The sequence below is a fragment of the Amycolatopsis sp. CA-128772 genome (genome assembly GCF_002904295.1).
In the GTDB taxonomy this organism is placed as follows: Bacteria; Actinomycetota; Actinomycetes; order Mycobacteriales; family Pseudonocardiaceae; genus Amycolatopsis.
Map to the genome: position 1 here is coordinate 13,047 of NZ_PPHG01000078.1, position 25,110 is coordinate 38,156.

The 25,110-nt window shown below is 72.4% G+C and carries 25 protein-coding genes; 8 read left to right on the top strand and 17 right to left on the bottom strand.

Translation table 11 applies throughout. The annotated features are described in order from the left end of the window. Positions 1-94 precede the first annotated feature (94 nt). A complete protein-coding gene (locus C2L59_RS31445; protein WP_103353166.1) occupies positions 95-1,183 on the top strand; it encodes a sugar phosphate nucleotidyltransferase in 1,089 nt (362 codons plus the stop codon). Positions 1,184-1,186: 3 nt separating this feature from the next. Further along, positions 1,187-2,083 (top strand): DNA-3-methyladenine glycosylase, encoded by an 897-nt coding sequence (locus tag C2L59_RS31450; RefSeq protein WP_103353167.1) that lies wholly within the window; start codon positions 1,187-1,189, stop codon positions 2,081-2,083. A gap of 42 nt (positions 2,084-2,125) precedes the next feature. Here the strand turns inward: C2L59_RS31450 and C2L59_RS31455 are convergent, their stop codons facing one another. From C2L59_RS31455 to C2L59_RS31485, 7 genes are read right to left on the bottom strand one after another with little or no spacing between them, the layout of a single operon-like run. Continuing rightward, a complete protein-coding gene (locus C2L59_RS31455; protein WP_103353168.1) occupies positions 2,126-2,458 on the bottom strand; it encodes a hypothetical protein in 333 nt (110 codons plus the stop codon). After that, positions 2,458-2,823: a GntR family transcriptional regulator gene (locus C2L59_RS31460; RefSeq protein ID WP_103353169.1), complete on the bottom strand. Its 366-nt coding sequence runs from the start codon at positions 2,821-2,823 to the stop codon at positions 2,458-2,460. The genes C2L59_RS31455 and C2L59_RS31460 overlap by 1 nt, the downstream gene beginning before the upstream one ends. Continuing rightward, complete coding sequence (locus C2L59_RS31465; RefSeq protein WP_103353170.1) at positions 2,820-3,254, bottom strand: hypothetical protein; 435 nt, start codon at positions 3,252-3,254, stop codon at positions 2,820-2,822. Before C2L59_RS31465 ends, C2L59_RS31460 begins: the two co-directional genes overlap by 4 nt. A gap of 27 nt (positions 3,255-3,281) precedes the next feature. Then, positions 3,282-3,827, bottom strand: coding sequence for an NUDIX hydrolase (locus C2L59_RS31470; RefSeq protein ID WP_103353171.1), 546 nt, complete (start codon positions 3,825-3,827; stop codon positions 3,282-3,284). Continuing rightward, positions 3,824-5,218: a coenzyme F420-0:L-glutamate ligase gene (locus tag C2L59_RS31475; protein ID WP_370444798.1), complete on the bottom strand. Its 1,395-nt coding sequence runs from the start codon at positions 5,216-5,218 to the stop codon at positions 3,824-3,826. The genes C2L59_RS31470 and C2L59_RS31475 overlap by 4 nt, the downstream gene beginning before the upstream one ends. After that, positions 5,154-6,143: a 2-phospho-L-lactate transferase gene (gene cofD, locus C2L59_RS31480; protein WP_103353173.1), complete on the bottom strand. Its 990-nt coding sequence runs from the start codon at positions 6,141-6,143 to the stop codon at positions 5,154-5,156. Before cofD ends, C2L59_RS31475 begins: the two co-directional genes overlap by 65 nt. After that, positions 6,140-6,907: an N-acetyltransferase gene (locus C2L59_RS31485; RefSeq protein ID WP_103353174.1), complete on the bottom strand. Its 768-nt coding sequence runs from the start codon at positions 6,905-6,907 to the stop codon at positions 6,140-6,142. The genes cofD and C2L59_RS31485 overlap by 4 nt, the downstream gene beginning before the upstream one ends. A 53-nt stretch (positions 6,908-6,960) precedes the next feature. Here C2L59_RS31485 and C2L59_RS31490 point away from each other — a divergent pair, with 53 nt between their 5' ends. The 3 genes from C2L59_RS31490 to dapC all read left to right on the top strand — a co-directional run bounded on the left by C2L59_RS31490 (position 6,961) and on the right by dapC (position 8,673). Next, positions 6,961-7,140 (top strand): hypothetical protein, encoded by a 180-nt coding sequence (locus tag C2L59_RS31490; RefSeq protein ID WP_233223797.1) that lies wholly within the window; start codon positions 6,961-6,963, stop codon positions 7,138-7,140. Positions 7,141-7,264: 124 nt separating this feature from the next. Next, the gene (gene fdxA / locus C2L59_RS31495) at positions 7,265-7,585 is read left to right on the top strand and encodes a ferredoxin (protein ID WP_003083029.1); all 321 of its coding nucleotides are present in this window, start codon (positions 7,265-7,267) and stop codon (positions 7,583-7,585) included. Continuing rightward, positions 7,582-8,673 carry a succinyldiaminopimelate transaminase gene (gene dapC / locus C2L59_RS31500; protein ID WP_103353175.1) on the top strand — a complete coding sequence of 364 codons (1,092 nt, stop codon included), beginning with the start codon at positions 7,582-7,584 and terminating at the stop codon, positions 8,671-8,673. The genes fdxA and dapC overlap by 4 nt, the downstream gene beginning before the upstream one ends. On the opposite strand, the gene C2L59_RS31505 is transcribed toward dapC, so the two are convergent. Continuing rightward, a complete protein-coding gene (locus C2L59_RS31505; protein WP_103353176.1) occupies positions 8,667-9,284 on the bottom strand; it encodes a TetR/AcrR family transcriptional regulator in 618 nt (205 codons plus the stop codon). The two genes, dapC and C2L59_RS31505, sit on opposite strands and share 7 nt — an antisense overlap. A gap of 81 nt (positions 9,285-9,365) precedes the next feature. On the opposite strand from C2L59_RS31505, the gene C2L59_RS31510 reads away from it, so the two are divergent. After that, positions 9,366-10,778 (top strand): FAD-dependent monooxygenase, encoded by a 1,413-nt coding sequence (locus C2L59_RS31510; RefSeq protein ID WP_103353177.1) that lies wholly within the window; start codon positions 9,366-9,368, stop codon positions 10,776-10,778. A gap of 6 nt (positions 10,779-10,784) precedes the next feature. Here the strand turns inward: C2L59_RS31510 and C2L59_RS48280 are convergent, their stop codons facing one another. From C2L59_RS48280 to C2L59_RS31520, 3 genes are all read right to left on the bottom strand, one after another. After that, complete coding sequence (locus tag C2L59_RS48280) at positions 10,785-10,961, bottom strand: hypothetical protein (protein WP_199199345.1); 177 nt, start codon at positions 10,959-10,961, stop codon at positions 10,785-10,787. A 101-nt stretch (positions 10,962-11,062) separates the two neighbouring features. Further along, positions 11,063-12,046 (bottom strand): 2,3,4,5-tetrahydropyridine-2,6-dicarboxylate N-succinyltransferase, encoded by a 984-nt coding sequence (gene dapD, locus C2L59_RS31515; RefSeq protein WP_103353315.1) that lies wholly within the window; start codon positions 12,044-12,046, stop codon positions 11,063-11,065. Positions 12,047-12,074: 28 nt separating this feature from the next. Continuing rightward, positions 12,075-12,485 carry a hypothetical protein gene (locus C2L59_RS31520; protein ID WP_103353178.1) on the bottom strand — a complete coding sequence of 137 codons (411 nt, stop codon included), beginning with the start codon at positions 12,483-12,485 and terminating at the stop codon, positions 12,075-12,077. Between the two features lie 44 nt (positions 12,486-12,529). Between C2L59_RS31520 and dapE the strand changes: the two genes are divergently transcribed. Then, positions 12,530-13,600 (top strand): succinyl-diaminopimelate desuccinylase, encoded by a 1,071-nt coding sequence (gene dapE, locus C2L59_RS31525; RefSeq protein WP_103353179.1) that lies wholly within the window; start codon positions 12,530-12,532, stop codon positions 13,598-13,600. 211 nt (positions 13,601-13,811) lie between these two features. Continuing rightward, positions 13,812-14,621, top strand: a complete 810-nt coding sequence (locus C2L59_RS31530) for a DUF3152 domain-containing protein (RefSeq protein WP_103353180.1) — start codon at positions 13,812-13,814, stop codon at positions 14,619-14,621. A 42-nt stretch (positions 14,622-14,663) separates the two neighbouring features. Here the strand turns inward: C2L59_RS31530 and C2L59_RS31535 are convergent, their stop codons facing one another. From C2L59_RS31535 to C2L59_RS31560, 6 genes are all read right to left on the bottom strand, one after another. Next, a complete protein-coding gene (locus tag C2L59_RS31535) occupies positions 14,664-15,719 on the bottom strand; it encodes a chitinase (protein WP_370444799.1) in 1,056 nt (351 codons plus the stop codon). A 134-nt stretch (positions 15,720-15,853) separates the two neighbouring features. Next, the gene (locus tag C2L59_RS31540; RefSeq protein WP_103353181.1) at positions 15,854-17,458 is read right to left on the bottom strand and encodes a M28 family metallopeptidase; all 1,605 of its coding nucleotides are present in this window, start codon (positions 17,456-17,458) and stop codon (positions 15,854-15,856) included. Positions 17,459-17,571: 113 nt separating this feature from the next. Continuing rightward, positions 17,572-19,836 (bottom strand): M4 family metallopeptidase, encoded by a 2,265-nt coding sequence (locus C2L59_RS31545; RefSeq protein ID WP_199199347.1) that lies wholly within the window; start codon positions 19,834-19,836, stop codon positions 17,572-17,574. A gap of 321 nt (positions 19,837-20,157) precedes the next feature. Then, positions 20,158-21,423, bottom strand: a complete 1,266-nt coding sequence (locus C2L59_RS31550) for a helix-turn-helix domain-containing protein (RefSeq protein ID WP_103353182.1) — start codon at positions 21,421-21,423, stop codon at positions 20,158-20,160. An 80-nt stretch (positions 21,424-21,503) separates the two neighbouring features. Further along, positions 21,504-23,534, bottom strand: a complete 2,031-nt coding sequence (locus tag C2L59_RS31555) for a M4 family metallopeptidase (RefSeq protein WP_103353183.1) — start codon at positions 23,532-23,534, stop codon at positions 21,504-21,506. Between the two features lie 256 nt (positions 23,535-23,790). Then, the gene (locus tag C2L59_RS31560) at positions 23,791-25,077 is read right to left on the bottom strand and encodes a helix-turn-helix domain-containing protein (protein WP_233223790.1); all 1,287 of its coding nucleotides are present in this window, start codon (positions 25,075-25,077) and stop codon (positions 23,791-23,793) included. Positions 25,078-25,110 lie beyond the last annotated feature (33 nt).

Below are 25,110 nucleotides of genomic sequence, written 5' to 3' on the forward strand. Positions count from 1 at the left end.
CTGTTTCCTGTCTAGGGTAGGCCCTCCGGGCGACCTCCGTCAGGGTTTCCCGCGGCTTGTCGCTCAGCGGTGCGTGATAAAAGAGGAGATTTCCGTGACGTCCGAGGTCCGAACCGACGCTGTCGACGCCGTCGTGCTGGTCGGGGGCAAGGGCACGCGTCTCCGGCCCTTGACCCTGTCGGCGCCGAAGCCGATGCTCCCCACAGCCGGGACGCCCTACCTGAGCCACCTGTTCTCCCGCATCCGCGAGGCCGGGATCCGGCACGTCGTGCTGGGGACCAGCTACCGGGCGGAGGTGTTCGAGGAGTACTTCGGCGACGGCAAGGCGATCGGCCTGGAGCTGGAGTACGTCGTCGAGGAGGAGCCGCTCGACACCGCGGGCGCGATCCGGAACGTCTACGACAAGCTGCGCGCCGAGCAGGTGATCGTCTTCAACGGCGACATCATCTCCGGCTCGGACCTCGGCGAGCAGCTGCGCGTCCACCGCGAATCGGGCGCCGACGTCACCCTGCACCTGCAGCGCGTGCCCGACCCGAGCCGGTTCGGTTCGGTGCCGACCGACGAGACCGGCCGCGTCCAGGCGTTCCTCGAGAAGACGCCGAACCCGCCGACCGACCAGATCAACGCCGGCTGCTACGTCTTCCGCCGCCCGGTGATCGAGGCCATCCCGACCGGACGCCGGGTGTCGGTCGAGCGCGAGACGTTCCCGCAGCTGCTGGAGCAGGGCGCGCACATCCAGGGGTTCGTCGACAGTTCCTACTGGCTGGACGTCGGCACGCCGGAAGCGTTCGTGCGCGGCTCGGCCGACCTCGTCCGCGGCCTGGCGCCGACGTCGGCGCTGCCCGGCCGCCCCGGCGACTTCCTGGTTCTCGACGGCGCGTCGGTGGCGGAAGACGCCCAGCTCAGCGGCGGTTCGACGATCGGCGTCGCGGCTGTGGTCGGCTCGGGCGCGAAGATCGACGGCTCGGTCCTGTTCGACGGCGCGGCCGTCTCCGAAGGCGCGATCGTCGAGCGCTCGGTGCTGGGCCACGGCGCCCGCGTCGGCGCCGGCGCGGTGCTGCGCGGTGTGGTGCTGGGCGACGGCGTGTCCGTCGGGGCGGGCTGCGAGCTGCTGGAAGGCGCCCGGATCTGGCCGGACGTCGTGCTGCCCGACGGGTCCATCCGCTTCTCGAGCGACGCTTAGCCGATGTTCTGGCGTCCCGCGTTCGAAGTCGACCTGGACCGTGTCCTGCGTCCGCTGAAGCGTGGGCGCGGGTCGCTCAACATCCTCACGGACGAGCGCGGCATCACCTGGCTGGCCTCGAACACCCCGGACGGCCCGGGCACGCTGGCGCTGCGCCGCCACGCGGACGGCCGCGTCGAGGCGGCGGCCTGGGGCGACGGGGCGGACCGCCTGCTCACCGGCGTCCCGGCGCTGCTGGGCGCGAACGACGACGACTCGGGGTTCGTGGCGCACCACGACGTGGTGGCGCGGGCCCGCCGGGCGGTGCCCGGACTGCGGCTCGGCGCGACCGGGGTGGTGTGGGACTGGCTGGTGCTGGCGGTGCTGGAGCAGAAGGTCGCGGGCAAGGAGGCGATCCGCTCGTGGGCCGAGCTGTGCCGCCGCTTCGGCGCCCGCGCGCCGGGGCCGGGCCCCGAGCGGCTGCGCGTGCCGCCGACGCCGGCGAAGATCCGCGAGCTGCCGGACTGGGACTGGCACCGGGCGGGCGTCGACATCAAGCGCCGGACGGCCCTGTTCAACGCGGCCGGCGTGGCGAAGCACCTGGAGCACGCGGTGGCCTTGGGCGGCCTCGCGGGGCGGCACTGGCTGCGCCAGGTGCCGGGCATCGGGGTGTGGACGGCGGCGGAGATCGCCCAGCGCGCGTGGGGCGACCCGGACGCGGTCAGCTTCGGCGACTACAACATCCCGTCGATGGTGGGCCACGCGCTGCTGGGCCGGCGAACGGACGACGCGGGGATGGCGGAACTGCTGGCACCGTACGCACCGCAGCGCCAGCGGGCGGTGCGCTACCTGGAGGCGGCCGGCCACCGGCGGCCGCGGTTCGGGCCGCGGATCGAGCTGCGGGACTACCGCGCGATGTGAGCGCCGGGCAAGACCCGGAAGGTGGCCTTCAAAACGAAATGCTTACTGCTGCGGGGGATTCCCGCCCGGCTGGCCCGGGTACGGCGGCTGTCCGGGGTACGGCGGTTGCTGCGGCGGGTAGCCCGGCTGCTGGCCGGGAAACCCTTGCTGGGGCGGATAGCCCGGCTGCTGGCCGGGAAACCCCTGCTGTGGCGGATATCCCGGCTGCTGGCCCGGGAACCCTTGCTGCGGCGGATATCCCGGCTGCTGATAGCCGGGGTATTGCGGCGGGTACGGCGGCTGCTTCGGCTTGTTCGAGTTCACGATCGCCAGCACCCCGGCGACGATCCCGGCGATCACCACCAGCAGGATCAGCAGTGTCAGGACGCTGAGCATCAGCCGTTCCCCTCGTCGAGTGCCGCGCGGACAATCGACAGTGCCTCGGTGTCGTCGAGGCCGAGCTTACGGGTCGTCTTCGCGTACTCCGCGGCCGCCTGCTGGGCACGGCGGCGGCTCTGGTCGCCCGCCGCCGCCACGAAACTGCCCGCCCGGCCGCGGGTCTCGATCAGGCCCGCTTCCTCCAGTTCGCGGTACGCCCTCGCCACCGTGTTCGGGGCGATGCCCAGGTCGGCCGCCAGCCGGCGGACCGTGGGCAGCTTGGTGCCCACGGCCAGGCTGCGGTCGGTGATCCGGGTCGCGAGCCCCGACCGGACCTGCTCGTACGGCGGGACCGGTGAACCGCTGTCGAAGGGGATGATCACCAGCTCTGCGGACCCGCTCCCGGCCCCGGCAACTGCTGTTGCGGGAACGACGGCCCCTGCGGCGCGTACTGCGAAGGCGCCGGCGGGTACCCCGGCTGCTGCGGAAACCCCTGCTGCGGCGGAGGCGGTGGCGCGTACCCCGGCTGCGTGAACCCCTGCGAAGGCGGCACAAACCCCTGCGAGGGCGGCGCGAAACCCTGCGGAGGCGGCGCAAACCCTTGCTGCGGCGGGAAACCCGGGTTCGGCGGCGGGAACTGCCCGCTCCGCTTCATCGCCTCTTCGCGGCGCATCTTCGACACCCTGACCACCACCGCGATGACGAACACGATGATGCCCAGCACGATCAGCCCGAGCACGATGTACCCGAACACGCCGGTGTCGCCGCCACCTCCGGAGTGGTAGTGCACCCGCTCGGGGAACTGCGTAGCCATCTGGTCCCTCCCTGTCCGCGGACCAGGTTATCGCCCGGCACCGACAGGAACCGCGGCTTTCACCAGATCGGCGAGATCTTCCGACCCCGCCGGGAGCGCGTCCGCCGGCCACCACCGCAGGTCGTCGGACTCTTCGCTGCGCACCGGCGAAGCGCCCGGCGGGGCGTGGACGGCGAACCGGACGTCGAAGTGCCGCGTCGGCACGCCGAGCGAGCACGTGATCTGGTGGACGTCCAGGTGCACCGGCTCCGCGGACAGCCGCAGGCCGGCGATGCCGGACTCCTCGGTCGCCTCCCGCAGCGCCGCGCCGGCCAGCGACACGTCCGACGGCTCGCAGTGGCCGCCGAGCTGCAGCCAGCGGCCGACCCGCGGGTGCAGCGTCAGCAGCACCCGCGTGCCGGTGTGGTCCAGGACCACCGCGGACGCCGTCAGGTGCCCGGCCGCGCAGGACCGCTGACACGAATCCTCGCGCGCGGCCAGGAACCCGAGGAACGCCTGCCGCAGCGACTCCTGGGCCGGGGCAGCAGGCCGCCACGACGAAAGCGTCGCGACGGCGTCCGCGTGCAGGCTCACAGCTCCAGCAGCCCTTCCCCGGCCAGGGCCGGTGACCGGGGCGCCGGCTCGGAAGCCGGCACGCCGATGGCGACCGAACCCAGCGGCTGCCAGCCCTCGTCGAGGCCCAGGACGTCCCGCACGACGTCGGCGGCGAAGATCGTCGACCCGATCCAGCACGAGCCGAGGCCCTCGGCCGCCAGCGCGACCAGCAGGCCCTGCACCGCGGCGCCGCCGGCCACGGTGAACATCGTCTTCTCGCAGCCGTTGCGGCGGTCGTCGCGGTAGGTGTGCGCGCCGTCCGGGACCAGGAACGGGATGACGACCTCCGGCGCCCGGTACAGGATGTCGCCCCGGCTGAGCCGCTTCGCGATCTGCTCCGGGGTGAATTCGTCGGACTCGAGGTCGGCCTGCCACGACTCGCGCATCGCGTCCAGCAGCTTCTTCCGGACGCCGGGGTCGCGCAGCCAGACGAACCGCACCGGGTGCGTGTGGTGCGGGGCGGGGGCGGTCAGCGCGGACCCGACCGCCCGCCGGATCGAGGTGGGGGACACCGGCTCGTCCGCGAACTGCCGCACCGAACGCCGGACCGGGACGGCCTCGCGCCGGCCCTGCGCGATGGCCTCGTTGGTGCCGAGCCGGAAGAGGTCCTCCTCCAGCGGGCGGACGAGCGCACGCGCGGTCGAGCCGTCGTCCTCCAGGGTGAGCCCGCGCACGACCGCGACCGGCGTCCCGCCCAGCTTGCCCTTGACCAGGTCGGCGGCCGCGGCGAGCTCGTCGGCGACGGCCACCTCGGTGACGGCCAGCTCGTTGCCCTGCCCGTCGACTTCGCCGCGGTAGGCGTGCAGCACGCGCAGCCCGGACGAGCCGATCGCGGCGTCGGTCTGCCCGACCCGCCAGGCGCGGCCCATCGTGTCGGTGACGACGACGGCGACCTCGACGCCGAGCCGCTCCCGCAGCCCGTTGCGCAGCGCCAGCGCCGAAGCGTCCGGGTCGGCGGGCAGCAGCGCGACCTCGTCACCGGCCACGTTGGACGCGTCGATGCCGGACGCGGCCTGCACGATCCCCAGGTGGTTCTGGGTGATCACGGTGCGCGCGATCCGCGCGACGATCCGCACGGCCTCCTGCTCGACGAGCTTCCGGCGTTCGGCGTCGCGGGCCTCCGGGTCCGACGGCACGCGCAGGAGCCTGCCCTCGGCCTTCGAGACGATCTTGCTGGTCACCACCAGGACGTCGCCGGAGCGCAGCCACGGCGCGGCGGCCACGATCGCGCCGGTCAGGTCGTCACCCGGGCGGAACTCCGGCAGCCCGGAGACGGGCAGGATCTCCAGCTTGGGGGAAGCGTGGTCATTCAACGGGGGCTCCAGCCAGTTCGAGGGCGGCGCGGGCCATCGCCGCGGTCGCGTCCACATCGGACATCAGCAGCGGGACGTCGCGGACAATCACGCCCGGCACGTCGGCGGTCTCGCCCTCGGCGACCAGCCAGCCGTCGAGCACGCCGCCGTCCTTGCGGGAGCCGTAGTGCCGGCCCACCGCCTCGGCCGAGGTCTCGACGCCGATCGCGGTCAGGCACGCGTCGGCCATCCCGCGCAGCGCCTTGCCGCCGATGATCGGGGACACCCCGACGACGCCCGCGGACGTCTTCCGCAGCGCGTCCCGCACCCCGGGCACGCCCAGGACCGTGCCCACCGAGACGACCGGGTTCGACGGCGCGAACAGCACGGCGTCCGCCCCCGAAACGGCCTCCAGCACGCCCGGCGCGGGCTTGGCCTCGTCGTTGCCGACCGCGACGATCGAGTGCGCCTTCGGCTCGGCGCGGTAGCGCACCCACCATTCCTGGAAGTGGACGGCCTTCTGCTGCCCGTCCTGCTCCGGGTCGTCGATCACGACGTGCGTCTCGACGCGGTCGTCCGACATCGGCAGCAGCCGGACGCCGGGCTGCCAGCGGTCGCACAGGGCCTCGGTCACCGCCGAGAGCGGGTAGCCCGCGCGCAGCATCCGCGACCGGATGAGGTGGGTGGCGATGTCCTTGTCGCCGAGGCCGAACCAGGTCGGCTCGGCGCCGTAGGCGGCCAGCTCCTCCTTGACGACCCAGGTCTCGCCCGAGTGCCCCCAGCCGCGTTCGGAGTCGATCCCGCCGCCCAGGGTGTACATGCAGGTGTCCAGGTCGGGACAGATCCGGAGGCCGTGCATCCAGACGTCGTCGCCGGTGTTGACCAGCGCCGTCACCTCGTGCTCGCTCTCCGAGGCACCTTCCGGTGCCATGCCCAGCGCTGCCTTGACACCCAGCAGGAAGCGGGCCCCGCCCACTCCGCCGACCACTACCACGATCTTCACGACGTCGAATCCTCGCACGAGCCGGGTGCGGGCACCCAGTACCGGTATCTGTGGTGCAGGGCGTAGCCGAGCCCCGCGTAGAGCGCGAGCGCGCCCGAGTTGCCCTCCGCCACCTGCAACACCGCGTGGCCCGCGCCGTGTTCCGCGCCCCACGCCTGCACCGCGCCCATCAGGGCCGACGCCAGCCCGCGGCGGCGGAAGGCGGGGCCGACTTCGAGCCGGCCGACGTGCAGCCAGTCGTCGACCAGCGCCCCGCGGACGACCGCCGTCGTGACGGCACCCTCGGCCGCGACCCCGTAGCCGACCTTCCCACCGGCCAGTACCTGCCGCGCGGCCGCGGAGTCCTCCCCCGGCCGCAGCGCAAGCCCCCACCAACCCGGCGTCGGCTCATCCGGCACTTTCACGTGAAAATGCCCACCTGGGGGCGGCACTTTCACGTGAAAGTGCCGCTTCGTGAGGACGGCGACCTCGTGGCCGGCGCCGTGGTGGGTGGCCGGCCGCCAGCCCGCGGCCGCGATCGCGCGCTCGTTCGGGCTGTCGCGGACCACCTGGACCATCGGGGTGATCCCCCTACCGTGGGCGAAGTCACACACCGCGGTCAGGGCGTCGCCGAGCGGGCGACCGGGGTCGCCGACGGCAAGTGCGCTGTTCGCGCGGCCGGTGAAGCCGTCCGCCCAGCGCAGGCACCACTCACCTAGGGGTTCCTCGACCAGTGGTGGCCATGCTCTGCTGCAGGTGGTTTCGAGCCTTTCGGGGGCGTTCACCGCTAGATTGTGACGGAGGCGGTGAACGTCGCGGGAACGGATTTCTTCTGGAGGTGGCGGTGGGCATCCAGCGCAAGGACGAGCGGCACAACGAGAAGCTCGTCGACGAGATCTCCGAGGGGTTCAACCGGGCCGTGGGGGAGAAGGAGACCGAGGACGAAGCCCCCAAGCCGCGCTTCGTCATCACCGGTGACGCCCGGGCGACCCCGCCTTCGCGCCGCCGGCCGAGGTGAGCCCCATACCCGGGGTATGGCTAAGGCTTGCCTCACCGACCGAACGGGTGCCCGAACCGCGTAGTGTCGGCCCCGACTGGCTGTTTGCAGAGACTGTCTTTGCAGAGATATGCGGGAGTGCGCAGTGACCTACGTGATCGCCGAACCCTGCGTCGACGTGCTCGACAAGGCGTGTATCGACGAGTGCCCCGTGGACTGCATCTACGAGGGCGAGCGGATGCTGTACATCCACCCGGACGAGTGCGTCGACTGCGGCGCCTGCGAGCCGGTCTGCCCGGTCGAGGCGATCTACTACGAGGACGACGTCCCGGACAACTGGTCGGACTACACCAAGGCCAACGTCGACTTCTTCGACGAGCTGGGCTCGCCCGGCGGCGCGTCCAAGGTGGGCAAGACCGCGCACGACCCGGCCTTCATCAAGGCGCTGCCCCCGCAGGGCGAATGAGCCCGGTCGCGCTGCCCGACTTCCCCTGGGATTCGCTCGCCGAGGTCAAGGCCACGGCGCAGGCGCATCCCGGCGGGGTCGTCGACCTCTCCATCGGCACGCCGGTCGACCCGGTGCCGGCCGGGATCCGCGAGGCCCTCGCGTCGGTCTCCGAGATCCCGGGCTACCCGACCACGCACGGCATCCCGGCCCTCCGGGAAGCCGCGCGCGGCGCCCTTTCGCGGCGTCACGGCGTCGACGGCATCGAGCCGGACGCCGTGCTGCCGACGATCGGGTCCAAAGAGGCCGTGGCGTGGCTGCCGCGACTGCTCGGCTTCGGCCCCGGTGACGTCGTCGTCATCCCGGAGCTGGCCTACCCGACGTACGAGGTCGGCGTGCTGCTGGCGGGCGCGTCGATCCTGCGGACCGACGGCCTGACCGCGCTCGGCCCGCAGAAGCCGGCGATGATCTGGCTGAACTCGCCGTCCAACCCGACCGGCCAGGTGCTGCCCGTCGAGCACCTGCGCAAGGTCGTCGAATGGGCGCGCGAGCGGGACGTCGTCGTGGTCTCCGACGAGTGCTACCTGGCCCTCGGCTGGGAGACCGACCCGCTGTCGGTGCTGCACCCGGACGTCTGCGACGGCCGGCCGGACGGCCTGATCGCGGTGCACTCGCTGTCGAAGTCGGCGAACCTGGCCAGCTACCGCGCCGGGTTCCTGACCGGCGATCCGCGGCTGATCAAGCAGCTGCTCGACATCCGCAAGCACGCGGGCATGATCGTGCCGCGCCCGGTCCAGGAGGCGATGGTCGCCGCCCTGGGCGACGACGAGGCCCTGCACGTCCAGCGCGAGCGCTACGCTCGCCGCCGGCTCGTCCTGCGGAAGGCGCTGCAGGACAACGGCTTCCGCATCGACCACTCCGAAGCCGGGCTCTACCTCTGGGCCACCCGTGACGAGGACGCCGCGGCGACGGTCCGGTGGTTGGCCGACCGCGGGATCCTGGTCGCGCCCGGGACGTTCTACGGCCCGAAGGGCGGCAAGCACGTCCGCGTCGCGCTGACGGCGACGGACGAGCGCGTGGACGCGGCCGTGGAGCGGCTGGCTCAGTAGTCCTGGCCGGTGAGGCCGCGGTAGACGAACCGCGTCAGCAGCTCGACGGCTTCTTCGTCGGTCGGCGGGGTGCCGTCCGGGGCCGAGCCGTGCAGCCACGTCGCCGCGAACGAGTCGACGAGCTGGTAGATCAGCATGCCGCAGCGGTCGGGCCGGGCCGGCAGCCGCAGGCCGGCGCGGGTGATGTACGCCAGGTGGTCGTCGAGGTCGGCGGCCTGTGACGCGCCGAACTGCGCCACCGTCCGGGCGAACGGCTCGCTGACCATCGCCGCCTGGCGCAGGGCCAGCATGGTCGCGGCGTTGTCGCGGTAGAAGTCCCAGTACTGCTTGACGTGCCAGCGCACGGCCGCGGGGTTGCTGAAGTCGGCCAGGTGGTCTTCGCTGTCGGCGCTCTCGTCGCCGGACGCCGCGATGTCGGCCATGAGCGCCTCGAGGAGCTCTTCCTTGCCCGCGAAGTGGTTGTAGAACGACCCCGCGGCCCGGCCCGCCTCGGCGGTGATGTCGGTGATCTTCGTGTTCAGGTAGCCCTTCCGGGCGAACACGCGCTTGGCCGCGGCTTTGAGCGCGGCCTCGGTCTCCGCGGCCTTTTCCTTGCGGCTCGTCGCCGTCATCGCCACCTCCCTTGACACGGGACGCTATCAGCGCCATCCTGAATTTAGATTCACTGAACTTTAATTCACTGGGAGGGTGACATGGACGCTCGGGTGCTGATCGCGGGAGCGGGACCGACCGGGCTGACGCTGGCCATCGAGCTGGCGCGGCGGGACGTCCCGGTGCGGATCATCGACAAGGCGCCGGAATACTTCGTCGGCTCGCGCGGCGACGGGATGCAGCCGCGCACGCTGGAGGTGTTCGAGGACCTGGGCGTGCTCGACGCGGTGCTGGCCGCGGGCATGGCCCCGGTCCCGATCCGGATCCACCTCGGCGGCGAGGTGGTCGGCGAGCGGATGATGTTCGACCTGGTCGACCCGACGCCGGCGAAGCCGTACCCGACCGGCTGGTTCCTGGGGCAGTCGCAGACCGAGGGCATCCTGCGCGACCGGCTGGCCGAGTTCGGCGTGCGCGTCGAGCTCGCGACCGCGCTGACCGGCTTCGACCAGGACGCCGACGGCGTCACGGCGACGCTGAGCACGGGCGAAACCGTCCGCGCGGCCTACCTGGTCGGCGCGGACGGCGGCAAGAGCTTCGTGCGCAAGGCACTGGGCATCCCGTTCGAGGGCACGACCGACGAGTCGATCCGGATGCTGCTCGGCGACGTCGTGGCCGAGGGCCTCGACCGGAACTTCGGGCACTGGTTCGCGACGCCGGACGAGCCGATGAGCGGCATGATGTTCAGCCCGCTGCCGGGCACCCCGCACTTCCAGTTCGGCGCCTCGCTCGGCGAGGGCGAGACCGACGTCGAGACGGCGCTGCCCGCGGTCCAGGCCCGGCTGGACGTGCTGAGCGGAGGCACGGTAAAGCTGTCCGGCCTGGCGTGGTCGACGGTGTGGCGGCCGAATGTCCGCCTGGCGGCCCGCTTCCGCGAGGGCCGGGTGTTCCTGGCCGGCGACGCGGCCCACGTCCACCCGCCGACGGGTGGGCAGGGCCTGAACACGGGCATCCAGGACGGCTACAACCTGGGCTGGAAGCTCGCGGACGAGTCACCGGAGCTGCTGGACAGCTACGAGACCGAGCGCCGGACGGTCGCGGCCCGGGTCCTCGGGGTCACGGCGGGCATCCTGCAGAAGTACGTGGACGGCGACGAGGACGCCCATCGCCGCGGGGAGGACACGCAGCAGCTGGACATCACGTACCGCGGGGGCCCGCTGTCCCCGGAGGGCACGGGGGAGCTGCGGCCGGGCGACCGGGCGCCGGACGCGCCCCTGGTGGACGCGAACGGGAAGCGGGTGCGGCTGTTCGAGCTGTTCCGCGGCCCGCACGCGACGGAGCTGGTCTTCGGGGAGGGCGCGCTCGGCGAGCACGGCCACCGGATCCGGCCGGCGGGCAGCGCGGCAGCCGGGGCGGAGCTGGTGGACGAGGGCGGCCACGCGTACGCGGCCTACGAAGCCGAGGATGGACGCCGGGTGGTGATCCGGCCGGACGGGTACGTCTGGTCGATGTCCTGAGGCGGTTCAGGACATCCCGGAGTGCGTGGAGTTGTCGTAGGTCCCGTTCGGCTTGGCGCGGTACGGGTAGCGCCCGAGCTTCCGCCCGCGCCGCGCCCGGCGGCCCAGCAGGACGAGGGTGGTGACGATGGCCAGGAAGAGCAGGGCCACGCCGCCGATGGCCAGGGCCAGTGCCGTCTCCATCGGCCGAGTCTAGGGGCGCCGGCGTTGCCCGGGCAGGCGAACCTCGAGACCAGGCGGCGGCCCGCCGCCTGGTCCCTCGCCGACCGACTGGCCGAACCGGCTCAGTCGTTGGCGTGCAGGGCCGCGTTCAGCTCGACGCCGGTGCCCGTGCGTGGCACGACCTCGACCGCGCCCGTTCCCGAGTTGCGCCGGAAGACCGCGCCCGAAATGCCGTTGAGCTCGCGGGCCTTGACGACCTTGCCCTCGATGACGACCTTCGTGCCCGCCGTGACGTACAGGCCCGCCTCGACGACCGAGTCGTCGCCGAGTGAGATCCCCACGCCGCCGTTCGCGCCGATCAGGCAGCGCTCGCCGAGGGAGATCGTCTCCTTGCCGCCGCCGGACAGCGTGCCCATGATCGACGCGCCGCCGCCGACGTCCGAGCCGTCGCCGACGACCACGCCGGCCGAAATCCGGCCCTCGACCATCGACGCGCCGAGCGTGCCGGCGTTGAAGTTGACGAAACCCTCGTGCATCACCGTCGTGCCGGACGCCAGGTGCGCGCCGAGCCGGACGCGGTCGGCGTCGCCGATCCGGACACCGGACGGCATGACGTAGTCGACCATCCGCGGGAACTTGTCGACGCTGTAGACGGTCACCGGACCGCGCGTCCGCAGCCGCAGCCGGGTCGTCTCGAAGCCTTCGACCGGGCACGGGCCGTGGTTGGTCCACACGACGTTGGCCAGCAGGCCGAACATGCCGTCGAGGTTCTGGCCGTGCGGGCGGACCAGCCGGTGCGAGAGCAGGTGCAGCCGCAGGTACATGTCGTGGCTGTCCGCGGGCGCGTCGGCCAGCCTGCCGATCGTGGTGCGCACGGCGACGACCTCGACCCCGCGGTCGGTGTCCGGGCCGAGCAGGCCCGCGGCGGCCTCGCCGAGCAGCTCGGTGGCCTCTTCGGCGCTCAGGCGCTCGGTGCCGGGGGTGCCGCTCTCGATCAGCTTCGGGTGCGGGTACCAGGTGTCGAGGACCGTCCCGTCGGTGGTGACGGTGGCCAGCCCGACGCCGCTGGCGCCGGTCGTTTCGGGGTTCGGGCTCTGCTCGCTCACGGCCTTCACCGTAGTGGAGTGACGCGGATCAACCACTCGTGGGCCGCGCGTCTACCTGCTTCTTCAGGCCCGCGAGGGCGCCGGCGATCTCGACGAGCGCCTGCGAGCAGGTGCCGCCCGCGGCCGGCACGGTCGTGCAGCCCGCGCTCCGGAACGACCCGACGGCCTGCTCCAGCTTGGCGGCTTCGGCGACCAGCTGCGGGTCGCGGTCGTCGGCGCGCTTGCGGGCCGCGCCCGGCACGTTCGCGACCTCCGTGACGTACTTCTCACAGCCCTTCGGCAGTTGGGTGCGCGGGCTGGCGTAGCACTGGTCCGCGGACAGCGCGTCCAGCTTCGTCGGGAGGGCGTCCGGACCGGGCTCGCCCGCCTGCGGTTTGGGCGCCGGGCCGGCCTCGTTCCCGCAGCCCGACAGGACCAGGACCAGCAACGTGCCGCCCACGGCGACTCCGAACCTACGCACACCCCCACGGTAGCGTGCGGGCCATGAGCCTCGACCTGCACGCCGATCCCGTGGACCTGACCGCAGCGCTGGTGGACACCTTCAGCGTGTCCGGCGCCGAGGCCGAGATCGCGACGGCGGTGGAGGGCGCGCTGCGGGCGCAGGCCCCGCACCTCGAGGTCGTCCGCAACGGGGACGCCGTGCTCGCGCGGACGAACCTCGGGCGGGAGTCGCGGGTCGTGCTGGCCGGGCACCTGGACACCGTGCCGGAGAACGGCAACCTGCCGTCGCGGCGCGAGGGCACCGGCGACGAGGAGTTCCTGCACGGCCTCGGCACGGTCGACATGAAGGGCGGCGACGCGGTCTTCCTGCACCTGGCGGCGACGCTGCCGGAGCCCAAGCACGACGTGACCTTCGTCTTCTACGACAACGAAGAGGTCGAAGCGGTCAAGAACGGCCTCGGCCGGATCGAGCGCGAGCTGCCGGAGTGGCTGGCGGGTGACCTGGCGATCGTCGGCGAGCCGTCGAACGGTGTGATCGAGGCCGGTTGCCAGGGCACCATGCGCGTCGAGCTGCGGCTGTCGGGCAAGCGCGCGCACACCGCGCGGGCGTGGATGGGCGAGAACGCGATCCACGCGCTGGCCGAGCCGCTGCGGCGGCTGGCGGAGTACGCGCCGCGGATCGTGGACATCGACGGGCTGACCTACCGCGAGGGCCTCCAGGCGACGTCCATCAGCGGCGGCGTGGCGGGCAACGTGGTCCCGGACGCGGCGGTGCTGACGGTGAACCACCGCTTCGCCCCGGACCGCGACCCGGCGGCGGCCGAACGGCACCTGCGCGAGGTGTTCGATGGGTTCGAACTGTCCGTTGTGGACCTGTCGCCGGGAGCGCTGCCGGGCCTGTCGGCCCCGGCGGCGGCGGAACTGGTGGCGGCGGCGGGCGGCCGCGCGGCGGCGAAGCTGGGCTGGACGGACGTGGCCCGCTTCGCGGCGCGCGGCATGCCGGCGGTGAACTTCGGCCCGGGCAACCCGACTTTGGCGCACACGCAGCAGGAGAACGTGCGGACGGCGGAGATCCGGCAGGTGGCGGAGGTCCTCCGCAAGTTCCTGTCCTGACCCCAAGCGCCCCAATGTGGCGTTCGGTGCGTCAGACGCACCGAACGCCACATTGGGTGCGTCCGACGCAACCAACGCCACATTGGGGCGCTGTGTCGGTCGTCACACTCGGCGGTCCTGAGCTGCGGTGACGCTCCGCCACCGCAGGTCACCGCAACTTTTCCCGGCCGCGGCGCGTATGTCCTTCTGAAGCCGCGCACCGGGAGGACCCATGCCGAAAACCGCGAGACGAGCCGCGGCCACCGCCGTGCTCGCCCTGGCGGTGCTCGGGGCCGTGGCGGCCTGCGGGGAAAGGCAGCCCGTCGCCGCGCCCGCGGCCGGGCCGATCCGGACCGTCATCGGGGACGCCACCTCGATCCCGCCGCCGCCGGACGAGCGGGCTCCGGCGCCGCGGGCCGCGCCCGCCGAGGTCGCCATCGGCTTCCCGCGGACCGGGTCCGGCCAATGGATGTTCACCCCCGGCAGCGACGAGGTCGCCGGGAGGTCGGGCCGGCTGATGCGCTACCGGATCGCCGTCGAGACCGACATCGACGGCGTCGGGCCCGCCGAGTTCGCCAAGAGCATCCGCGCCATCCTCGGCGACCCGCGCGGCTGGACCGCCGGCGGCCAGTGGCGGCTGCAGCAGGTCGGGCCGGCCGAACTGGCCGACTTCACCATCTATCTCGCCACGCCGGCCAGCCGCGACAAGCTGTGCGGCGGCACGCCGGACAGCTACACCTCCTGCCGCAACGGCAGCAACGTCGTGCTCAACGTCGCCCGCTGGGCCAACGCCGTCCCGAACTACGGCGCCCCGCTCGACGTCTACCGCCAGTACATGGTCACCCACGAGACCGGGCACCGGCTCGGCCAGGGCCACGAGCTGTGCCCGGGGCCGGGCCGGCCGGCGCCGGTGATGGAGCAGCAGACCCTGGGCCTGCACGGCTGCGTCCCGAACCCGTGGCCGTTCCCGGACGGCGGCGGCCGCGAATACGCCGGCCCGCCGGGGGAGTACGACGACCCCATCCCGGCGGGCGACTCGTGAGTGGCAAGGCAGTCAGAACCCGCCTCACCATCCACGACCGGGTCAGCGGCCCTGCAGCGCCTTGACGTTGTTGCCGAACGTCCAGCCCTTCGAGCCGTCCCAGTTGATCGACCAGTCCATCAGGCCCTTCAGGCCCGGAACCGACCGCCACGCCTGCGAAACCAGGCTCGGCGACAGGTACCCGCCGCCCGCGCCCGGCTGGGCGGGCAGGCCCGGGACCTGCTTGTCGTAGGGCACGCGGATCGTCGTGCCCTGCACGACCAGGCCGTTGTTCAGGCACTGCGTCTGCACGGTGAAGCCCTGCACGGTCCCGGCCTGGTAGGAATCGCCGGAGCAGCCGTACATGGATCCGTTGTAGTACTGCATGTTCAGCCACCACAGGCGGCCGTTGTCCGCGTACTTCTTGATGATCGGCAGGTACGCGCCCCAGATCGAGCCGTAGGCGACGCTGCCGCCGGTCACGTACGCGGTCTCGGGGGCCATCGTGAGGCCGAAGTTCGACGGCATCTGCGCGAGCACGCCGTCGATGATCCGGATCAGGTTCGACTGCGACGCCGACAGCGTCTTGATGTTCCCGCTGTTGGTCAGCCCGGTCTCGATGTCGATGTCGATCCCGTCGAAGTTGTACTGCTTCAGGATCGGGACGACGGTGGCGACGAACCGGTCGGCCACCGCGGACGACGACAGGTCGATCCCGGCGGCCGCGCCGCCGATCGACAGCAGGATCGTCGCGCCCGCCGCCTTGGCCGCGCACATCTCGGCCGGCGTCGACACCTTGACCCCGGCGTCCATCCCGTCCTCCCACAGCACCGTGCCGTCGGAGCGGATCACCGGGAAGGCGGCGTTGATGACGTTGTAGCCGTGCTGGGCCATCCGGCTGTCGGTGATCGGGATCCAGCCCAGTCCGGGGTGGACGCCGTTCGCGGCGCCGTCCCAGTTTTCCCAGTAGCCCTGGAGGACCTGGCCCGCGGGCCGCGACTTCACCGCGCACGTGTCGGCCTGCACCGCCCCCTGCGCGGGGGCCGACACGAACAGCGGGACGGCCACCACCGCGGCCAGAAGGGTTCCGAACAACCGTCTCGACATCCCGGCTCCCATCGTCGTTGAGGGGCGAACGCGGCGTGTCCGCCCAACATAAGCGCCGTGGGAATCCGTTGACTACCTACGAACGGGTGGTCTAGACAAATTGCGCGGGGCGGCACTTTCACGTGAAAGTGCCGCCCCGCCGGGGATCAGACGGTCAGCGTCCAGGAGGACAGGTAACCGGTGTCGGCCGGGCCGGTGTCGCGGATCCGGAGCTGCCACGCGCCGTTCGCGGCCTCGGAGGAGGCGTTGACGGTGTAGGTGGTGTCGAGGTTCGGCGTCGAGTCGCTGCTGGAGTTCTTCAGCCGGTACGCCGTGCCGTCCGGGGCGACGAGGTCGAGGACCAGGTCACCGCGGTAGGTGTGGGTGATGTGCACCTCGACCTTGGTGGTGCCGGACGCGTTGCGCGCGCAACCCGCCACGTTCGCCGGGCTGTTCACCGCGGCACCGGGGTAGTCCGGGATGTCCAGGCGCGCCGAGTTGGTCACCGGCGCGCACGACGAGCTGCCGACGCCGAGGGAGAACGTCGCCGTGTGGTCGACGCTCGCGCCGTCCGCGGTCACCGTGACTCCGAAGGTGCCGGTCGGGGTGCTCGAGGACGTCGTGATGGTCAGCGTCGAGCTGCCACCCGACTGCACGGTGGCCGGGCTGAAGGACGCCGTCGCGCCGGCGGGCAGGCCGGACGCGGACAGCGAGATCGACTGCGCCGAGCCGGACGTCGTCGCGGTGCTCACGGCCACCTGCAGCGACTGTCCCGGTTGGACGGTCCCGGAGGTCGGGTTCAGCGCCACGGAGAAGTCGTTGCCCTGCGTCGTGGCGACGGCCAGCTTCCACAGCGCGTAGCCGATGGCGTCGGAGTTCCGCTCCAGCGGGGCGTCCGGGATGTTCGCCGTCGTGTCGCACGCGCGGTGATAGCAGTTGTCGAACGGCGAACCCGCGGTGCCGCCCCACTTCTGCGCCTGCGCGGAGCTCTTGATGTCGCCGGCGCCGGTGGCCAGGCCGCCGACCGGGATGCCCGCGCTCTTGAAGGACGCGTGGTCGGACCGGCCGTCGCCTTCGCTGTCGCCCTCGGTCTGGATGCCGATGGAGGCGAAGTACTCGTCGAAGACGGCCTTGATCGAAGCGACGTCGTCGTAGACGAAGTAGCCCCAGTTCTTCGAGCCGATCATGTCGAAGTTGAGGTAGGTCTTGATCTTCGTGCGCTCGGCGCTCGGCAGGTTGTTGACGTAGTACTTCGAGCCGACCAGGCCGGACTCCTCGTCGGCCCACCAGCCGAACCGGACGCGCTTGGCCATCGCCGGGTTGGTGCGGGCCAGCGTCAGCGCGACCTCGAGGATCGACGCGCTGCCCGAGCCGTTGTCGTTGATGCCGGGGCCGGCGCTGACCGAGTCGAGGTGCGCGCCGAGCATGATGACCTGGCTCGCGTCACCCTGCGGCCACTCGGCGATCAGGTTCTGCGACTGCCCGAGGCAGCTGGTGCAGGTCTGCCGGGTCGTGGTGTACCCGGCGTTCTTCAGCAGGTTCTCCACATAGGACACCGACGCCGCGTACCCGCCGCCGCGGGCCGAGCGGGTGCCGCCGTTGTTGTTGGCGATGGACTGCAGCTGGTTGAGGTGGCCCTTGATGTTGGCCAGCGAGATGTCCGGCGCGGCGAGCGCCGCGGCGGGCGCGGCGGTGGCCGCTGGCGCGCTGACAACGCCCAGCACGGCGGCGAGGGCGGTGACCCCGGCGCCGAGTCGTGTCTTCCACTTCATGGCGGTGAATTCCTTCGGTGGGGGTTGGGGACAACTCTGGGGGCGGCACTTTCACGTGAAAGTGCCGCCCCCAGGTGGTCACTTTCACGTGAAAGTGACGGCATCGGGTCGCATCAGACGGTCAGCGTCCAGGAGGACAGGTAACCGGTGTCGGCGGGGCCGACGTCTCGGATGCGGAGCTGCCACGCGCCGTTAGCGGCCTCGGTGGAGGCGTTCACGGTGTAGGTGGTGTCGATGTTCGCGGCGGAGTCGCTGCTGGAGTTCTTCAGCCGGTAGGCGGTGCCGTCCGGCGCGACCAGGTCGAGGACCAGGTCACCGCGGTAGGTGTGGACGATGTGCACCTCGACCTTCGTGGTGCCGGACGCGTTGCGCGCACAGCCGCTGACGGTGCTGGTGCTGTTGACCGCGCTCGCCGGGTAGTCCGGGATGTTCAGGCGGGTCGAGTTGGTCACCGGGGCGCACGATCCGGTGGTGCCCACGCTCAGCGTGTACGTCGTCGTGTGGTCGGTGCTGGCCCCGTCGGCGGTGATGGTGACGGGGAAGCTGCCGGTCGGGGTCGACGACGTGGTCGCGATGGTCAGCGTGGAGCTGCCGCCGGAGGAGATGGTGGCCGGGCTGAACGTCGCGGTCGCGCCGGCGGGCAGGCCGGAGGCGGACAGCGTGATCGACTGGGCCGCGCCGGAGGTGATCGCGGTGCTGATCGTGGTGGTCGCCGAGGCGCCCGGCTGCACGGAACCCGAAGCCGGGTTCAGCGCGACCGAGAAGTCCGGCCCGCCGCCGCTGCACGAGGTGGGCTCACCGCTGACCGTGGTGACGGAGACGGCGTCCCACGCGGCCTTGGTGGCGTTGTACTCGGTGCAGCTGCCCGGGAAGAGCGCGATCGCGGCTTCGAGGGTGGCCTTGCGGGCGGCCTTGTGGTTCCACGACGAGGTCTTCTTCAGCAGGCCGTTGTAGAAGATCTTGCCGGCCTTCTGGATGCCGACGCCGGTGACCGACGAGCTGTTGCAGGTCGGGCTGGCCGGCTTGCCGCCACCCGGGTTCGAGCCCTCGGCCAGCAGGTAGAACCAGTGGTTCTGCGGGCCGGCGGCCGCGTGCACCTCGGTGCTCGGGATGGACGACGAGTAGCAGTTCGGGTCCCCGACCTTCGACGGCTGGTACATGTAGCGGATCGGGCCCTGGCCGACCAGGTTGACGCCCTCGCCGACCTCGTAGTCCGGGGTGTCCTTCGGGTTGTTCGCGTACGCCTCGGTCAGCGCGCCGAAGATGTCACCGGTCGACTCGTTCATCCCGCCGTTCTCGTTGCCGGAACCGGCACCGCCCGGGGTGAACTGGAAGATGCCGTGGCCGAACTCGTGCCCGACGACGTCCATCGAGGTGGCCTGACGCTGGTTGTCCTGCGAGTGGCCGAAGTGGGTCGAGGAGCCGTTCCAGTAGGCGTTGACGTCGGCCAGGCCCACCGAAGCCGGGTAGCCGGTGCCGCTGCCGTTGATGCCGTTGCGGCCGAGCCAGTCGGCGAGCATCTTCCACTCGGTCTGGACGCTGTAGAGCACGTCCACGCAGCCGGTCTCGAGGTCCGTGCCGGAGCCGTTGCCCCAGTTGTTGTCCGGTCCACTGTAGACCGAACCGCCCTCGCGGCCGCAGCTGATGCCGGTGCGGCCCGGGTCGCGCAGCGTGTACGTGCTGCCGGACTGCGTGGTGTCGATGGAGACGTTGCCGACGTAGTAGCTGTTGCCGGTGCCGGCCACGTTCACCGTCGCCGGCTGGGCCTGCGTGCGAGCGCCGGAGCCGAACGTCTTCACGTCGTCCCGCTTGTCGAGCACCGCCCCGGTCGCCGCGTCGACGAACACGTGCAGGTTGCTCGGCGCCGTGGCGGTGCGCCCGGCGACGACGACCTCGTAGGCCAGCTTCGGGCTCGCCCCGGCCAGCACCACCTTCTCCGGCGCGCTCACACTGTCCACAGTGGGCAGTTGAGCGCGCGCGGTGGCGGCGGCCTTCGCCGCGTCGACCGACGCCTGGGTTCCGACGGTGATGGCCGCGGTCTCCGCGGCGCTGGTGCCGCGGACGCGCCCGGCGCCGTCGGCGACGACCACCGCGTCCCCGCCCACGACCCGCAGGCCCTGGTAGGTGCGCTGGTAGGCGCCGTAGAACAGGCCACCGCCGCCGGCGGTCAGGCCGACGCGCTGGAACGATTCGGCCGGTCCGCGGCGCAGGGCGTCGAGACCGCTGGCGGCCGCCTGGTCGGCGGCGCGGGCGGCGGCCGCTTCGGGAGCGGCGGGCTGGGCTGAGGACGCTGCGTTCGCCGGGGTCACCGGTAACGCGAGCGTCATGGCGAGCCCGGCGGCAGCCGCCAAGCCCGTGCTGAACCCACGATGGGTCATCGAGGTCTTCCTTCCATGAAGGCAGAATCGAGGTCCGTAAGGGGAAGGGAGGAGACGTGTCCGGCGTGCTAACAGCAGGTATGCGTCCGGACGCATCCGAGTAAAGGATCAGCGGATCCGGGCGTCAATGCGCCGAACGGACCAACGACGCGTTCCGGATTATCGAATCATTTCGTACAAACCCCGCCGCAGCAGGGGATTCTCGCCGCGTTCCGTCCCGGAACGACTTTCGTAGGGATTGTCGGGGACACCATCCGAACGCCGGACGATCTCGATCACCGGGATTCGTTAGTACCGCTCAGAAAACGGTTGCCCGCCTGGTCAGCCGTCTTCCGCGCCCAGCGCGATGAGCCCGTTGCGCAGCACGTCCGCCGCCTCGGCCTGCTTCCCGGTTTCGCCGAGCAGCTCGCTCAACGGCCGCAGCGCGCGGACCAGCACCCCGTGCGCGCCCAGCCCGGTGGCGAGCTCGACGGCGGCCCGCAGGTCCTCGGCCGCGCGCCGGGCGTCGCCGCGGGCCCTGGCCAGCGAGCCCAGCTGCAGCCGCAGCTCCGCGGCCAGCGGCGTGCCCGCCACGACGGCCGGGCGGACCTGGTCGAGCAACGCGGCCGCGGTCTCCAGCCGGCCCGCCGCGAGGTACTCCCCGGCGAGCTCGACGGTGATCGCCGGGACGTCGTCCGGCCACGCCGTCTCGCGCGCCGCGCCGAGGTCGGCCAGCGCGCCCTCGACGTCACCCGAGCGGCCGCGGACCCGGGCCCTGGCCAGCAGGCAGTACGCCATCGCCGGGTGCAGCGCCCGTTCCTGCATCAGGTCGTAGGCCGCGGCGACCGACGCGGCCGCGTCGGCGAACCGGTCCGCCGCCAGGTGGCTGCGGGCCACCTCGACGTGGCTGCGGGTGAGTTCCGCGAGCACCGCCGGGCCGCCCCGGGTGAGCCGCAACGCCGAGTCGGCGTACTCGGCCGCTCGCTCCAGGTCGCCCTGGCGCAGGTGCCGCTCGGCCAGGCAGGCCCGCAGCGTGAGCAGGATCGACGGCTGCGGGTAGCCGTCGCGCAGCAGTTCGGCGTGGCAGGTTTCCAGCAGGTGCACCGAATACTGCACCTCGCCCCAGCCGGACAGCACCGCCGCGCGCAGCGGCACGACCATCGCCCGCACCGGTGGCGGCTCGCCCGACAGGGCCGTTTCGGCGTCGGCGACGTACTTCGTGCGGACGTCGCCGGTCGAGTACCCGGCCAGCCACAGCAGGGCGATCCCGGTCGGCCGCGGCCGGTCCAGGCGTTCGGCCCGGCGCCGGATCCGCTGCATCCGCGGGGTCGCGCGGCGGGCGTCGCCGGCCAGGAACCGTTCCGCCGTCTCGATCAGCTCGAGGTCCAGCTCGATCAGCTCGCGCGGCGACCGGCCGCCGAGCAGCTCGTCGGGGTCGATGCCGAGTTGCTGGGCGAAGAACCGCAGCGCGTCGCCGGACGGGGTCCGGGCGCCGGTCTCGACCGACGACACGTACGCGGCCGAGTACTGCGGCCCGGCGAGTTCGCGCTGCGTGAGCCCGCGTTCGGTGCGCAGCTCACGCAGGCGTTCGCCGACGCTCTCGCTCACACAGGTGCCTTTCCGCCGTGGACGTCCCAGGGTAAGCCGCGCGGCGGCGGGGAGGGTGCCCCGCCGCCGCGCGGCGTGGTTCAGCAGGCGCCGCTGTCGCTCCAGACGGCCCAGGAGCCGGGCGCGCCGGGCTCGGCGCCGGTCGAGTACCACAGCGACGTCCACTTGTGACCGTTGTGGCCCACGACGTCGTTGGGCACGTACGCCTTGGCCGTGTCCCACTCGGCGAGCCCCTCGCAGCCGGTCGGCGGCGGGCCGCCGTTGCCGACGGTGAGCGTGAACTGCGCGGAGTGGTCGGCGTCGGGGCCGTCGCCGCTGACCGTCACCTGGCTGGTGCCCTCCGGCGTGGTCGCCGACGTGGTGATGGTCAAGGTGGCGGTGCCGCCGGACTGGATGCTCGCCGGGCTGATGGTCGCCTTCGCGCCCGCGGGCAGGCCGGTCGCCACCAGCTGCACGGTCTGGGCGTTGCCCGAGGTGACCCGGGTGGTCACCGTGGTGGTCGCCGTCTGTCCGGGTTGGACGGACGCCGACGTCGGCGACAGCGTCAGCGAGTAGTCGTTGCCGGCGGGCGGCTGGCCGCTGCAGGTGGGCTCACCGCTGACCGCGGCGACGCTCACCGCGTCCCAGGCGGCCTTGGTGGCGGCGAACTCGGTGCAGCTGCCCGGGAAGAGCGCGACCGCGGCTTCGAGAGTGGCCTTGCGGGCGGCCTTGTGGTTCCACGACGAGGTCTTCTTCAGCAGGCCGTTGTAGAAGATCTTGCCGGCCTTCTGGATGCCGATGCCGGTCACGGTCGAGCCGTTGCAGGTCGGGCTGGCCGGCGAGGCGTTGCTGCCCTGCGAGAGCAGGTAGAACCAGTGGTTCTGCGGGCCCGCGGCGGCGTGCACCTCGGTGCTCGGGATCGACGACGAGTAGCAGTTCGGGTCGCCGACCTGAGACGGGTTGTACATGTAGCGGATCGGGCCCTGGCCGACGAGGTTGACGCCCTCGCCGACGGTGAAGTCCGGCCGGTCCACCGGGTTGTTGGCGTACGCCTCGGTCAGCGCGCCGAAGATGTCGCCGGTGGACTCGTTGAGGCCGCCGTTCTCGTTGCCCGAGCCCGCGCCGCCCGGCGTGGTCTGGAAGATCGCGTGGCCGAACTCGTGGCCGACGACGTCCATCGGCGTCGCCTGGCGGCGGTTGTCCTGGGAGTGCCCGAAGTGCGTCGAGGAGCCGTCCCAGTAGGCGTTGACGTCGTTGAGGCCGACGCTGGCGCGGAAGCCGCCGCCCGCCCCGTCGATGCCGTTGCGGCCGAGCCAGTCGCCGAGCATCTTCCACTCGGTCTGGACGCTGTAGAGCGCGTCGACGCAGGCGGTTTCCAGGTCGGTGCCGGAGCCGTTGCCCCAGGTGTTGGAGCTCTTGGTGAAGATCGAGCCGCCCTCGCGGCCGCAGGCGATGCCGCGGCGCGCGGGGTCGGTCATCGAGTAGGAGCTGCCGGAGCCGGAGGTGTCGATCGAGACGGTGCCGGCGTAGTAGGAGTTGCCGGTGCCGGCCTCGCGGACGTCGTCGCGCGTGTCGAGGACGGCGCCGGTCGCGCTGTCGACGAACACGTGCAGGTGGGTCGGCCGGGCGCGGTCGTAGCCGCTGACGACGACCTCGTACGCCAGCTTCGGGGCGTTCCCGGCCAGCACGACCAGCTTCGGGCTGGTGACGCTGTCCACCTTGGACACCTTGGCCGTGGCGATCTTCGTGGCCTGCTCGGCCTTGAGGGCCGCCTGCGTGCCGACGGTGATCGGGGCGGTGGGCGCGGCTTCGGTGCCGCGGACGCGCCCGGCGCCGTCGGCGACGACCACCGCGTCGCCGCCGACGACCGGCAGGCCGTGGTAGGTGCGCTGGTAGGAGGCGTAGTAGAGCCCGCCGCCACCCGGGGTGACCCCGGTGCGGACGAAGGTCTCCCCGGCGCCCTTGGCGAGCCGGTCGGCGCCGTTGAGGGCGGCCTGATCGGCGGCTCGCGCGGCGAGCGCCTCGGGTGGGGTGGCGGCGGGAGGTGCGGGTGCGGCGGCGGCCGGGATCGCCGGCACCGCGAAGGTCAGGGCCAGGCCGGCGATCGCCGCCAGCCCTCGTGGGGATCTCATGGGGGAACCTTTCCGGGGACCGTGAGCAATGTGCCCGGCGGAATAACTGGTGTTATTGCGCCGGACGCGTCCGAGTAAAGGTTCCGGCCGCGGGCAGGTCAATGGGCCGAACGGAGTAGCGAGCCTCCGTGTCGATCGCTCGTGGGGGCCCGAAAGCCCAGGTCAGTACGATGTCGATGACTGGTCTGAACCAATTCACCGACTTTCGTAGGAAAGTGGTTGTGGTCCGGACCATCGAGCCCGGTGGTCCGCCCGATCAGGCGTCGGTGCCGCTCGCCGAGTCCAGGCCGCGGCGGTACGCCGCGATGGCGTCCTCGAGATGACCACGTTGTCGGAGCGCGTCGCCGAGCCGCAGGGCCGTCGAAACCGCCGCGCCGTGCAGGGACGCCCCGGTCTGGATTTCGAACGCTTCGCGCAGCAGCCGGGTCGCCGTCTCCAGGTCGCCACGGGCCCGGGCGACCTGCCCGAGCAGGCTCGTCGCCTCGCCGCGTGCTTCGACGTCACGGGACAGCAGTTCGCGGACGCCGGAGACGAGCGCCGCGGCTTCCGCCGGGGCACCCTGCCGGAGCCGGACCTCGGCCAGTTCGAGCGTCGCCCCGGCGAAGCCTTCCTCCGCGCCGATCGCCGCGAGCTGGTCGCGGGCCGTCGTCAGCTCCGCGCGGGCCTCGTCGAGGCGGCCGAGGTGACGCAGCAGGTAGCCGCGGGCCCAGCGGCAGCGGGCCGCGTCCCGGTCGAACCCCACCGACGCGAACAGCCGGCACGCCTCGGTCAGGTCCTCGTCGGCCCGGTCCGCCTGGCCGGTCGCGTGCCACACCTGCGACGCCTGCCGGTGGAACCGCGCGATGAAGTCCGGCCGCGTCGCCACCCGGGTCAGCCGCCGCCCGTCCTCGGCCGCGCGGCGGGCCCGGTGCAGGCCGCCCATCTCCATCAGGGGGTGGATCAGGGCCGTGAGCAGGCACAGCTCGGCGTCCGGGTCCAGCGGGCGCACGGCCAGCTCGGCCTCGATCCGCGCGATCGCCGGGCCCGGGTCGCCGTGCTGGAACCGGCAGTTGGCCCACCGGTGCACGATCATCGCCCGCAGCCACGGCGGGGCCGCGCCGGCCAGCTCCCCGGCGTGCTCCAGGGCCTCCTGCGCCTCCGCCACGTCGAACAGCTGCCACTTCACCTCGGCCTGGCAGAACCGCGCGTAGCACTCGACGTCGTCGAGGTGGTAGCCCGCGGCCTGCTTCGCCACGGCGGCGAACCGCGCCTCCGCGTCGGCGACGCGGCCCTGCTCGAGGTCGCGGTAGCCCTCGTCCAGCGAGGCGCGCAGCTCGACGGCGACGCCCGGCGGCCGGCCGAACCGCAGCTCGTCCACGGTGAGGCCGAGCCGTTGGGCCAGGTAGGCCAGCATCTCCTCCGACGGCGGGCGGCTGCCGGTCTCCACCTTCGCCAGGAAGCCCCGGTCGTAGCCCGGCTCGGCCAGCTCGCGCTGGGTCCAGCCGCGGCCGGTGCGCAGCCGCCGGATCCGCGCGCCGAGCGGCTCGGCGGGTGCGCTGGTCATCTCCCCACGGTAGGTCATCGGGACGCCGGGATG